Source organism: Polymorphobacter sp., from assembly GCF_051860865.1.
In the GTDB taxonomy this organism is placed as follows: domain Bacteria; phylum Pseudomonadota; class Alphaproteobacteria; order Sphingomonadales; family Sphingomonadaceae; genus Sandarakinorhabdus.
In genome coordinates this window covers 1-12074 of sequence record NZ_JBIMKZ010000037.1, presented here as the reverse complement: position 1 = coordinate 12074, position 12074 = coordinate 1, and the positions used below count along the sequence as shown (strand labels likewise).

The following is a 12074-nucleotide window of genomic DNA, read 5'->3' as shown; positions in this document are numbered from 1 at the left end:
AAATGGCGGAGCGCGACCTGATCGCCCGCCTGCTGGCCCCCCTCGCCACCCACGCCGCCGCCCGCGGCCTCGCCGACGATGCCGCCGTCTGGGCGCCGCCCCTGGGCCGGGACCTCGTCTTCAGCCATGACATGATGGTCGAGGGCGTCCATTTCCTCGGCTCGGACAGCCCCGCCGATATCGGCTGGAAGCTCGTCGCCAGCAACGCCTCCGATCTCGCCGCCATGGCCGCCCGCCCGGCCGGCTGCCTGCTGGCGCTCGGCCTCGCCCCCACCGCCGACGCCGCCTGGCAGCAGCGCTTCGTTGCCGGCCTCGGCCAGGCGCTCGCCGCCTTCGATCTCGCGCTCTGGGGCGGCGACACCAGCAGCAGCCCGGTGGTGACGCTCGGCCTCACCGTCATTGGCCATGTCGAGCCCGGCCAGGCCCCGGCGCGTAGCACCGCCCAGCCCGGCGACACGCTCTGGCTGTCAGGCACCATCGGCGACGCCGGCCTCGGCCTCGCCATGGCCAAAGGCGAGCTCCCGCCCGACCCCTGGCTCCTCAAGCGCCACCACCGCCCCACCCCGCGCCTCGCCCTCGGCCGCAGCCTCGCCGGCCGCGCCACCGCCGCCATGGACGTCTCGGACGGCCTGCTGATCGACGCCACCCGCCTCGCCGCCGCCAGCCAGGTCGCGCTTCACATCGATCTCGACCTGATCCCGCTGTCCCCGCAAGCCCGCGCCCATGCCCTAACCCCGCTCGCCGCCGCCACCAGCGGCGACGATTACGAGCTGCTGTTCACCGCCCCGCCCCATGAACAGTTCGACGCCACCCCCATCGGCTACGTCGCGCCCGGCACCTGCCTCCACCTCACCGCCGCCGGCCGCCCAGTCCCGCTCCCCGCCCACCTCGGCTGGGAGCACACCGTCTAGGCGGCAAAAGACAGTGCCTCCGGCGGCTGGGGCCGCAGGCCCCAGACCCCAGATATCGGGTTCATCGCTCAAGACCGTCTGCCGTCGCCGTGCGGAGGCCCAATTATCGGGGTCTGGGGCTGACGGCCCCAGCCGCCGGAGGCAATTTCGGCTGAATTTGGATAGGACTACGCCTCACGCTCCAGCCGCTCGACCCACAGCTTCGACACCAGCACCCAGGCCGCCACCGTCAGCGGCCCGCCGAGCAGCACGCCGATCGCCCCGAACAGCCCGCCGAACAGGAACAGCCCGAACAAAGTCACCGCCGGCGGAATCGACACCGCATAGCGCATCACCAGCGGCGCGATCGCATTGCCCTCGATCTGCTGCCAGACCACGAAGAACCCGACCGTCCAGGCGAACATCTCCACCCCGCCGGTCAGCGCCAGCAGCACCGCCGGCACCGCCCCCAGAATCGCCCCGGCCAGAGGCACGAACTCGAGCAGCCCGGCGATGATCGCCAGCGCCAGCGCCGATGGCACGCCGATCACCGACAGCCCGATGAACACCACCACCCCGGTCATCGCCATCGCCGCCAGCTGGCCGATCAGCCAGTTGCGCAGGGCCTTGGCCGTCTCGTCGGTCGCCGCCTCCACGCTGGGCCGCGCCCGCACCGGCAGCAGCTTCAGCAGCCCGCGCTGATATTCGCCCGGGCTTACCGCCAGATAGACGCCACCCAGCACCGCCAGGATCAGCCCGGAGATGATCGTCGTCACCGTCCCCAGCACGGTCTGCGCCAGCGTCCGCACCGTCGAGCCATCCGGCGCCATCCCGTCGAGCATGCCGTCGATCCGGTCCCGGCCCACCCAGTCGACAAACCGCTCCCAGGCAATGGGCAGCGAGTCCTTCAGCTCGTTCAGCTGGCTGCCGATCTCCTGCCCGAACAACACCCCGATACCGCCCAGCATGCCGGCGATCAGCACCCCGGCCAGCGCCAGCGCCAGTCCCCGGCCGACCGGCAGCAACCGCCGCAGGCCGTCAGCAGCGGCATCGAGGATCACCGCCACCAGGATCGCCGCGAACAGCAGCAGCAGCACATAATGCATCCGCCAGACCAGCACCGCGCCGGCCAGCAGGGCAATCGCTACCAGCACACGGTTGGCGAACACCCCCAGCCTCGGGTCTCGCGTCTGCGGGGCTTGCCCCCGCGCCCCGTCGGTCACGATCCGCGCCGCACCAGCCAGACCGTATCGCCGGCGTCATCGACGACGAAGATCGCCCCGTCGGCCCGGGTCTGAATACTCACCGGCCGGCCATACACCTCGCCCTTGCCCGCATCGGCCATGAACCCGGTCAGAAACGGCTGCGGCGCCGCGCTCGGCCGGCCATTGGCAAAAGGCACCGCCAGCACGTCATAGCCGCTGAATTCCGAGCGGTTCCACGAGCCATGCCGCGCCACATAGGCGGTCTGCGCGCCGTCGCCCTTGGCAAAGGCCAGGCCCAGCGCCGCCGCATGCGGCCCCAATGCCACATCGGGCTGCAGCGTCGTCGCCAGCAACTCTCGCTTGCCATTAGCATGGCGCGGGTCCTGCTTGCCCCAATAGCTCCACGGCCAGCCGTAGAAGCCGCCCTCCTTCACCCCGACCAGATAATCAGGCGAAATGTCGTCGCCGAGATGGTCGCGCTCGTTCACCGCCGTCCAAAGCGCACCGGTGCCCGGCGCCCAGTCCATCCCGACCGGGTTCCGCAGGCCGCTGGCATATGTCCGCTCGCGCCCGCTGCCGACATCGATCGCCAGGATCGCCGCCCGCCGCTTCTCCTCGTCCATGCCATATTCGCCGACGTTCGACGCCGACCCCACCGACACATAAAGCGTTCGCCCGTCCGCGCTCAGCAGCAGGTTGCGCGTCCAGTGGTTGTTGTAGCCGCCGGCCGGCAGCGTCACCAGCGTCCGCGGCGCGCCCTTGATCTCGGTCTGCCCGGGCTCGAAGGCGAAGCTCACCACCCCGTCGGTATTGCCGACATAGAGCCGTCCATCCGCATATTGCATCCCGAACGGCTGGTTCAGCCCCTCGCGCAGCACATGCCGTACGTCCGCCACCCCGTCGCCATTGGTATCGCGCAGCAAGGTGATCCGGTTGGCGCTGTAACCGGTGGTCTTCGACAACGCCTGCCCGCGCTCCACCTCGGGCTCGGCGTCGAGCTTCGGGAGCGTCCGCGCCTCGGAGACCAGCACATCGCCATTCGGCAGCAGCAACGCCTGGCGCGGATAGTCCAGCCCGCCGGCAAACTTGGTCACCACATAACCGCGCGGTGCCACCGGCGCCCGACCCTCGGGCCAGCCGATGGTCGTCGGATGCTCGACCACCGACTCGCTCGCATAGGGCGGGGCCTGCTCAGGGGCTCCGACCGACACCTGTACGCCCGGCGATCTGGTCTGGTTACCCGTCTGCGCCTGCGCGCCCATAGCCATGGCAATCGCCAGCAGGCTGGCGGCGGAAACTCTGATCTTCACGATAACTCCCGGGGTAATCAACGCAGACAAACACCCGCCCCGCGCCTCTGGTTCCCGCAGCCGCCAAAAAAGCCGGAGCTTTACTTCCTGCGACAAAATGTCATGCTCGTGGTTCACCCGGAAAAACGATGGCCTGATGCAGGGCCAGGACGGGTGACTTGGGGAGCCATTTTATGGACTCGGTGCTGATCGCCATCCTGTGCGGCCTCGCCGCCGTCCTCTACGGGCTCATCACCGCCCGCCAGATCATCGCCGCCCCGGCCGGCAACGCCCGGATGCAGGAGATCGCCGCCGCCATCCAGGAGGGCGCCGGCGCCTATCTCCGCCGCCAGTATATCGCCATCGGCCTCGTCGGCGTCATCATGGCGATCATCGTCGGCCTGTTCCTCGGCGCCGTGCCGGCCGCCGCCTTCGTGCTCGGCGCCGTGCTGTCGGGGCTGACCGGCTTCATCGGCATGGTTGTCTCGGTCCGCGCCAATGTCCGCACCGCCGAGGCCGCGCGCACCTCGCTGCAAGGCGGGCTGACCATGGCCTTCCGCTCGGGCGCCGTCACCGGCATGCTCGTCGCCGGGCTGGCGCTTCTCGCCATCGCCGGCCTTTATTACTGGCTCACCCGCATCGGCGGCCTCAGCCTCGGCCTTGCGGAGGACAAGCGCGCCATCGTCGATGCGCTGGTCGCGCTCAGTTTCGGCGCCAGCCTGATCTCGATCTTCGCCCGCCTCGGCGGCGGCATCTTCACCAAGGCCGCCGACGTCGGCGCCGATCTCGTCGGCAAGGTCGAGGCCGGCATCCCCGAGGACGATCCCCGCAACCCCGCCGTCATCGCCGACAATGTCGGGGACAATGTCGGGGACTGCGCCGGCATGGCCGCCGACCTGTTCGAGACCTATGTCGTCACCATCGGCGCCACCATGGTGCTGACCGCGCTGCTGCTCGGCGGGCTCGATGTCGCCATCCTCGAGCGATTGCTGGCGCTGCCGCTGCTGATCGGCGGCATCTGCATCCTCACCAGCATCATCGGCACCTTCTTCGTCAAGCTGGGCAGCTCGAACAACATCATGGGCGCCCTCTACAAGGGTTTCTGGACCACGGCGCTGCTCAGCGTGCCGGCCATCTTCTACGTCATCAACGTCAGCCTCGGCGACATGACCACGCTCATCGACGACCCCGCCGACGCGCTCCCCGGCTTCACCGGACTGACGCTGTTCTACTGCACGCTGGTCGGCCTCGCCGTCACCGCGCTGCTGGTCTGGATCACCGAATATTACACCGGCACCAATTACCGCCCGGTCCGCTCGATCGCCCAGGCCAGCACCACCGGGCATGGCACCAATGTCATCCAGGGCCTCGCCATCAGCCTCGAATCGACCGCGCTGCCGACGCTCGTCATCTGCGCCGGCATCATCGTCTCGTACCAGCTCGCCGGCCTGATCGGCATCGCCTTTGCCGCCACCGCCATGCTGGCGCTCGCCGGCATGGTCGTCGCGCTCGATGCCTATGGCCCGGTCACCGACAATGCCGGCGGCATCGCCGAGATGGCCGGCCTCGATGCCGATGTCCGCGCCCGCACCGATGCGCTCGATGCCGTCGGCAACACCACCAAGGCCGTCACCAAGGGCTATGCCATCGGCTCGGCCGCACTCGCCGCGCTGGTCCTGTTCGGCGCCTACACCACCGACCTCGGCACCTATTTCAGCGACCTCACCGTCGACTTCTCGCTGTCCAACCCGTTCGTCGTCGTCGGCCTGCTGCTGGGCGCGCTCCTCCCCTATCTGTTCGGCGCCATGGGCATGACCGCGGTCGGCCGCGCCGCCGGCGACGTCGTCATCGATGTCCGCAACCAGTTCGCCACCAACAAGGGCATCATGGACGGCACATCGAAGCCCGATTACGCCCGCACCGTCGATCTCGTCACCAAGGCCGCCATCCGCGAGATGATCATCCCCTCGCTGCTCCCCGTTCTCGCCCCGGTCGCCGTCTATTTCCTCGTCACGACAATCGCCGGCCAGGCCCAGGGCTTCGCCGCGCTCGGCGCGCTGCTGCTCGGCGTCATCGTCTCGGGCCTGTTCGTCGCCATCTCGATGACGAGCGGAGGCGGCGCCTGGGACAATGCCAAGAAATATATCGAGGACGGCCACCACGGCGGCAAGGGTAGCGAGGCCCACAAGGCCGCCGTCACCGGGGACACCGTCGGCGACCCCTACAAGGACACCGCCGGCCCGGCCGTCAACCCGATGATCAAGATCACCAACATCGTCGCCCTGCTGCTGCTCGCCGCCCTCGCCGCCTGACCCGTCATCGATCAATCACGCGCCAGACACGGCGCCGTCACGCAAACTTCACCCCGCCGTCACCGCGCCGTAACCGCTCCGCCACGTCCGCCCCTTAGGTCCGCCCCATCAACTGGGGAAACGGACCATGACTAAGACATCCAGGGGGCTGCTCGCCGCGCTGCTGGCCACCGCCGCCGCGCCGGCCTTCGCCATCGATGACGCCCCGGCTGCCGCCGAAGCTGCCGCTGAGTCCGCCGCTGCCGAAGCCGCCACCGGCGCTGGCCTCGACGAGATCATCGTCACCGCCGAAAAACGCGAGACCAACCTGCAGCGCACCCCCATCTCCATCTCGGTGGCCAGCAGCCAGGATCTCGAGAACCGCCGCATCCAGAGCCTTGCCGACCTCGCCGACGGCGCCATCCCATCCTTGCGCGTCGCCCCCTTCTTCTCGCGTTCGTCGGCGCTCACCGTCGGCATCCGCGGCATCGTCCCCTTCGATGCCAATCAGCCCAGCCGCGATGCCGCCGTCGGCGTCTATGTCGACGGCGTTTTCCTCGGCCGCTCGCAGGGCCTCGGCGCCGCCATGCTCGATGTCGAGCGGATCGAGGTGCTCAAGGGCCCGCAGGGCACGCTGTTCGGCCGCAACGCGGTCGGCGGCGCGGTCAGCATCGTCACCAAGAAGCCCAAGGGCGAGTTCGCCATGCGCACGCTCGCCGGCATCCGCAACTTCGGCGGCTACAGCGTCGAAACCCATATTGACCTGCCGGAATGGAACAACATCAGCCTCAAGCTCGATGGCATCAGCACCCAGCGTGGCGGCACCGTCAACAACCCGATGCAAGGCGAGCGTGATTTCAACCGGTTCGAGCGGCGCGGCCTGCGCGCCTCCGCCCTGTGGCGCCCGGCCGACGGTTTCGAGGCGCTCTACGCCTTCGACATTTCCTATGATGCAACCACGCCCTTTTATATCCAGCTGCTGACCCGCAACCCGGCCGCGCCCGCCAATTCCCCGCTGGTCCAGGCCTTCACCGACCGGCAGCGCGACGCGCTGGTCGGCGTCCCCCAGCAGGACAGCGTCGGCAAGACCAACGGCCATCTGCTCACCCTGACCTGGGACGCCTCGGACGCCGTCACCGTCAAGTCGATCTCGGCCTATCGCGAAGTCGAGCAGTCCCAGTTCGACAATGGCTTCGGCATCGCGTCGGCCGTATTCCGCCCCAACGCCAACACCTCGCGCTACAGCCTCGCCAGCCTCGATCAGCACCAGTTCAGCCAGGAACTCCAGCTGATCGGCTCGGCGCCGCGCCTCGATTATGTGCTCGGCGCCTATTATTACTATGAAAAGGGCACCGACGACGCCTGGTCCCCCAACACCATGCGCTGGTCGGCGGACGGGCTGTCGCTCACCCGCCTGCCGTCGCTGGAAGCCGGCCAGACCTCGCCCTTCCCGGATCGCGCCAGCACCGCCATCGCCAACAGCTACGCAGCCTTCGCCCAGGGCACCTGGACGCCCCCTATCCTCGATGACCGGGTGCGCCTCACCGCCGGCGGCCGCTACACCTATGACAAGCGCGCCGGCGTGCTGTTCAAGGTCAACGGCCAGGACACCAATATCGGCTTCGACCGTAACTGGAGCCGCTTCGACCCGATGGTGACGCTGGCCTTCGATCCGACCGAAACCATCCACCTCTACGCCAAATACGGCACCGCCTACCGCGCCGGCGGCGCCAATTCGCGCTCGGTCAACTACCGCGCCTTCGATCCCGAATCGGTCGAGACCTGGGAAATCGGCGCCAAGACCGAGTTCTGGGATCGCCGCGCCCGCCTCAACGTCGCCGCCTACACCACCCGCTACAAGGACATTCAGATCGACTTCTCGGCCCAGCTGCTCGAAGGCCAGACCCGCACCACGCTCGAGACCGTCAACGCCCCCGGCAATGGCCGCATCCGCGGCGTCGAAGTCGATCTCAACCTCGCCCCGATCAGCGGTCTCAGCCTCTCGGCCAGCTACGCCTATACCAAGGGCGACCTGCCGCTGGCCCAGAACCCCTTTAACAACAACAATTTCCAGAAGCCGTTCATCATCTTCACGCCGGAACACGCGTTCAGTGTCGCCGGCGACTATAGTGTCGATGTCGGCGGTGCCACGCTGAAGGCCCACCTCGACGCCAATGCCTCCGGCGCCGCGCGCGCCCAGTCCGGCGACCCTACGCTCTCCGACCGCTCGTTCCTCGTCAACGGCCGGCTGGCGCTCGGCGACATCGACGTCGGCCGCGGCGGCTCGGCCGAGTTCGCGCTCTGGTCGCGCAACCTGCTCGACCGCCAGCAGACCTTCCTACGCTCCATTCTCGCCGTCCAGGCCACCGGCGTCATCGGCATCTACAACGAGCCGCGCACCTTCGGTGCCGACGTCCAGATCCGCTTCTGAGGAGACCATCATGATCCCCCGCACCGCCACCGCCACCGCCCTGGCCCTGCTGCTTGCCAGCCCGGCACTCGCACTCTCCGATGCCCGGGTCACCCGTCTCGCCGACGGCCAGCTCGAAATCAGCTGGACCGCGAAGACCCCCGTCGACGTGCTCGTGTCCGACCAGCCGGACGCCCCGCGCGCCGCCGCCACCCTGATTTCGCGCGCCGACGCCGACGGCCGCCACAACCTCGCCGTCCCCGCCGGCGAGCGCCGCTACTTCCTCCTCCACGAAGCCGGCACACGCGAAACCCTGCGCACCGCCGAGCGCGTCCTGCCCTATGCCAGCGCCTCCAACTTCCGCGACATCGGCGGCTACCGCGCCGCCGACGGCAAGCATGTCCGCTGGGGCCGCATCTACCGCACCGGCGGCCAGCCGCTGGTCAACGAAGCCGATCAGGCCAGCATCGCCCGCCTCAACCTCGCCAACCTCGTCGACCTGCGCTCCATCGAGGAACGCCGCCTCGCCCCCAGCCGCCTCCAGAACATCCGTTACAATGCCGTCGGCTATTCGATGATGGCGCTGATGGCCGGCGTCGATCCCTCCCAGCTCAAGAACGGCGGCGCCGTCTATCGCGGCTTCCCCAGGCTGCTCGCCCCGCAGCTTGCCCTCACCTTCGACCGGCTGCTCGAATCCGACCAGCCGCTCGCCTACAACTGCTCGGCCGGCCAGGACCGCACCGGCTTCGTCACCGCCATGATCCTCTCCGCCCTTGGTGTCTCCCGCGCCGACATCATCGCCGACTATCATCTGTCCACGCCGTCGCGCCGCCCCGAAAACGAAATGCCCAAGCTCGATCCCGCCCTCGTCGCCTCGGATCCGGTCGCCCGCATGTTCGCCGGCTACCAGAAGCCCGAGAACGCCCGTCCCGAGCCGCTGGTGGACGCCGACGGCAAGGCCTTCCTCAGCTATGCGCTGGAGGAAATTGAAACCCGCTACGGCAGCATCGACGCCTATCTGGAGAAGGAAGCCGGCCTCACCCCGGCCCGCCGCGAAGCCCTCAAGGCCGCTTATCTGGAATAGCCGCGCATTCACGCGCGACGCGGGCCGGCACCGCGCCGCCGGGCAGGGTGAAATGGCCCGTGGCGCTATCGACGCGCAGTGCGGCGCCGGCGGCAAGGGCGGCGAGCAGCGGATCGGTGCGCGGCACCAGCGTTGTCGCAGTCGGCACCGCGTCCTCGGGGTCCAGCCGCTCAGTGCCGGCGAAACGGGCGCGGCCGGCGCCGAGCCGGATCGGGCGCGCGCCCTCGACCATGTCGCTTTCGACGACGACCAGCGCCAGCCCGTCGCGGCGGCATTCCAGGATCACGTCCGCAATCGTTTCGGACGGGCCAAACAGCGCGATCGGTCGCTCCGCTTCGCCCGCCTCGCCAAGACTGGTGCGATAGATCCAGCCGGACGTCTCCGGCGCCGTGGCCGTGCAGCCGGCCAGCAGCAGCAGCAAAGCCACCCGTTTCATGGTTCGATCCGGGTGGTCAGCCAGGCGGCCGCCTCCACCGGCGTCCGCTTGTCGGCCTCGCGGTCGACCATCCAGTTCGCCTCGCGCATCGCCGCCACGTCGATCATCCCCTCCATCCCGGCCAGCCGCGCCGCCAGCCACGGCCGCTTCGGCCCCACCAGCAGCAGCGCATCATAGGCTGGCAGCGCCCCCTTGCTATCCTCCAGCAGCACCAGGTCGTCCGCCGCAATCCGCCCGTCGCTGGAAAAGGCGGTAATCACATCCGCCGACCCCCCGCCCAGCGCCTGCACCATCAGCGTCGGCGTAAACGCCTGCACGCCGGCAAATTTCAGCCCATAGACCCGCTGCAACGCCGCCCATTCGGGCCGGGATTGGAACTCGATATCGGTCGCCAGCCGCAATTTCCCCGCCCGCCGCGCCAGGTCGTCGAGCGTCCGTATACCCAGCGCCCGCGCCCGCCCCCGCTTCATCGCCAACGCATAGGCATTCTCGAACCCCAGCGCCGCCGCCACGCTCACCCCATGCTTCTCCGGCAGTTCGGCGCGCAGCCGCGCCAGCATCTCGTCGCGCGGCGCCGGCGGCCCCTCCCACAAGGTCCCCGAATAATCGACATAGACGTCGATATCGCCGGCCGCCAACGCCCGAAAGGCAATCGCCGACCCCAGCCCCGAGCGCACCTCCACCGTCATCCCCTGCGCCCGCAGCCGCGCCGCGATCAGCTCGGCCAGCACATATTGCTCGCCGAAATTCTTCGCCCCCACCACCACAATGCCATCGCCGGCAGCATCACCACTCGCCGCCGCCGCCGCCGGCCGCGCCATCCCCGGCAGCGCCAGCACCAGCGCCGCCAGCACCGCCAGCCCGGCCACCCCCAGCCACACCGCGCCGCGCCGCCGCGCCGCCCAGCCGCGCTCCACCCGCCCCAGCGCAAGGTCCACCCAGATCGCCAGCCCCGCCGCCGCCAGGCAGCCGGTCACCACTAGCGCCCAGTCCTGCAGCTGCAACCCGGCAAAGATCAGATCGCCCAGGGACCTCTGGCCGATCGTCGTCGCCAGCGTCGCCGCGCCGATCGTCCACACCGTCGCCACCCGCAGCCCGCCCATGATGATCGGCGCCGCCAGCGGCAATTCCACCATTCGCAGCCGCTGCCCGCGCGTCATGCCGATCCCGTCCGCCGCATCCAGCGTCGCCGCCGGCACGCTCGCCAGCCCGTCCGCCCCACCCCGCAACAACGGCAGCAGAGCATAAAGCGCCAGCGCCAGCAACGACGGCAGAAACCCCAGCGCCGGCACCCCGAACCCCAGCAGCCGCTCGCTCACCCCGGACACCAGCAGCAGAAACGGATAGAACAGCGCCAATAGCGCCAGCGCCGGTACCGTCTGGATCACCCCGGCCACCGCCAGCACCGGCCCGCGCAGCCGCGGCCGCGCCGCCATCGCCAGCACCAGCGGCACACTGGCCACCACCGCCAGCGCCACCGCCGCCGCCGACAGCCCCAGATGCGCCGCCGCCCGCTCCGGCACCATCGCCAGCGCCCGCCCCCATTCGCCCGCCATTACCCCCGGGACCGAACTCATCCCAGCCCCACCAGACGCCGCGCCTGCGCCATCGGGCTGTCCACCAAGGCCCGTACCGCCGGATGCCGGCTCCGCACCAGCGCCGCCGGGGCCCCGTCCGCCACCACCGCACCCGCCTCCATCACCACCACCCGCCCGGCCCGCGTCAGCGCATCGGCCAGATCATGCGTCACCATCAGCACCGTCAGCCCCTCGGCCCGGTGCACCACCCCGATCCGCTCGGCCAGTCCCGCCCGCGTCTCCGGGTCCAACGCCGCAAACGGCTCGTCGAGCAACAACAGCCTCGGCCCCGCCGCCAGCGCCCGCGCCAGCCCCACCCGGCTCGCCTGCCCGCCCGACAACTGGCCCGGCATCCGCCCGCCAAAGTCCGCCGGCAACGCCATCATCTCCAGCAACTGCGCCACCCGCTCCCTCACCCGCGCCGCGCCCCAGCCCAGCAGCCGCGGCACGGCGCCGATATTCTCCGCCACGCTCCAGTGCGGGAACAACCGCACCCCCTGCGCCGCATACCCAATCCCCCGCCGCAGCCCCGGTCCTGCCCCCCGTCCCGCCACACCGGCCACATCGCGCCCCTCGACCCGGACCAACCCCGCATCCGCCGCCACCAGCCCATTCACCAGCCGCAACAACGTCGTCTTCCCGGCCCCCGACGCCCCCGTCACCGCCACCAGCTCCCCCGCCGCCACACCCAGCGACAACGGCCCCAATATCGCCCGCCCGCCGCGATCGACCCTTACCCCTTCGAAACTGACCATCTCCATCCCCCCAACCTGCCCGCGTGGACCGACCACGGCAAGGAAGAAGCATGCCTCCAGCGGAAGGAGGGATGCCTCCGGCGGCTGGGGCCGCAGGCCCCAGACCCCATTACGGCGGTTCGGGCACGGCAACGACG

General features: G+C 69.8%; 9 protein-coding genes. 4 read left to right on the top strand and 5 right to left on the bottom strand.

Features of this window, described 5'->3' with window-relative positions; all coding sequences use genetic code 11:
• Positions 1–2 precede the first annotated feature (2 nt).
• Positions 3–911 (top strand): thiamine-phosphate kinase, encoded by a 909-nt coding sequence (gene thiL, locus ACTIFJ_RS08535; protein ID WP_439533680.1) that lies wholly within the window; start codon positions 3–5, stop codon positions 909–911.
• A gap of 167 nt (positions 912–1078) precedes the next feature.
• Here the strand turns inward: thiL and ACTIFJ_RS08530 are convergent, their stop codons facing one another.
• The gene (locus ACTIFJ_RS08530) at positions 1079–2113 is read right to left on the bottom strand and encodes an AI-2E family transporter (RefSeq protein WP_439533679.1); all 1035 of its coding nucleotides are present in this window, start codon (positions 2111–2113) and stop codon (positions 1079–1081) included.
• Complete coding sequence (locus ACTIFJ_RS08525; RefSeq protein ID WP_439533678.1) at positions 2110–3405, bottom strand: PQQ-dependent sugar dehydrogenase; 1296 nt, start codon at positions 3403–3405, stop codon at positions 2110–2112. The genes ACTIFJ_RS08530 and ACTIFJ_RS08525 overlap by 4 nt, the downstream gene beginning before the upstream one ends.
• 173 nt (positions 3406–3578) lie before the next feature.
• Between ACTIFJ_RS08525 and ACTIFJ_RS08520 the strand changes: the two genes are divergently transcribed.
• From ACTIFJ_RS08520 to ACTIFJ_RS08510, 3 genes are all read left to right on the top strand, one after another.
• Complete coding sequence (locus tag ACTIFJ_RS08520) at positions 3579–5696, top strand: sodium-translocating pyrophosphatase (RefSeq protein ID WP_439533677.1); 2118 nt, start codon at positions 3579–3581, stop codon at positions 5694–5696.
• A 127-nt stretch (positions 5697–5823) separates the two neighbouring features.
• A complete protein-coding gene (locus ACTIFJ_RS08515; RefSeq protein ID WP_439533676.1) occupies positions 5824–8106 on the top strand; it encodes a TonB-dependent receptor in 2283 nt (760 codons plus the stop codon).
• Between the two features lie 10 nt (positions 8107–8116).
• The gene (locus ACTIFJ_RS08510; protein ID WP_439533675.1) at positions 8117–9169 is read left to right on the top strand and encodes a tyrosine-protein phosphatase; all 1053 of its coding nucleotides are present in this window, start codon (positions 8117–8119) and stop codon (positions 9167–9169) included.
• Here ACTIFJ_RS08510 and ACTIFJ_RS08505 read toward each other — a convergent pair.
• From ACTIFJ_RS08505 to ACTIFJ_RS08495, 3 genes are read right to left on the bottom strand one after another with little or no spacing between them, the layout of a single operon-like run.
• A complete protein-coding gene (locus ACTIFJ_RS08505) occupies positions 9147–9605 on the bottom strand; it encodes a hypothetical protein (protein WP_439533674.1) in 459 nt (152 codons plus the stop codon). The genes ACTIFJ_RS08510 and ACTIFJ_RS08505 overlap by 23 nt on opposite strands.
• Entirely contained in the window at positions 9602–11182 is a 1581-nt protein-coding gene (locus tag ACTIFJ_RS08500) for an ABC transporter permease/substrate-binding protein (RefSeq protein WP_439533673.1), read from the bottom strand. The genes ACTIFJ_RS08505 and ACTIFJ_RS08500 overlap by 4 nt, the downstream gene beginning before the upstream one ends.
• Positions 11179–11943, bottom strand: a complete 765-nt coding sequence (locus ACTIFJ_RS08495) for an ATP-binding cassette domain-containing protein (protein WP_439533672.1) — start codon at positions 11941–11943, stop codon at positions 11179–11181. The genes ACTIFJ_RS08500 and ACTIFJ_RS08495 overlap by 4 nt, the downstream gene beginning before the upstream one ends.
• Positions 11944–12074: the final 131 nt, after the last annotated feature.

Excerpts from the sequence above, each read along its gene's own strand:
- thiL (WP_439533680.1), top strand. The coding sequence starts at position 3 with ATGGCGGAGCGCGACCTGATCGCCCGCCTGCTGGCCCCCCTCGCCACC.
- ACTIFJ_RS08520 (WP_439533677.1), top strand. The coding sequence starts at position 3,579 with ATGGACTCGGTGCTGATCGCCATCCTGTGCGGCCTCGCCGCCGTCCTC.
- ACTIFJ_RS08515 (WP_439533676.1), top strand. The coding sequence starts at position 5,824 with ATGACTAAGACATCCAGGGGGCTGCTCGCCGCGCTGCTGGCCACCGCC.
- ACTIFJ_RS08510 (WP_439533675.1), top strand. The coding sequence starts at position 8,117 with ATGATCCCCCGCACCGCCACCGCCACCGCCCTGGCCCTGCTGCTTGCC.
- ACTIFJ_RS08505 (WP_439533674.1), bottom strand. The coding sequence starts at position 9,605 with ATGAAACGGGTGGCTTTGCTGCTGCTGCTGGCCGGCTGCACGGCCACG.
- ACTIFJ_RS08500 (WP_439533673.1), bottom strand. The coding sequence starts at position 11,182 with ATGAGTTCGGTCCCGGGGGTAATGGCGGGCGAATGGGGGCGGGCGCTG.
- ACTIFJ_RS08495 (WP_439533672.1), bottom strand. The coding sequence starts at position 11,943 with ATGGAGATGGTCAGTTTCGAAGGGGTAAGGGTCGATCGCGGCGGGCGG.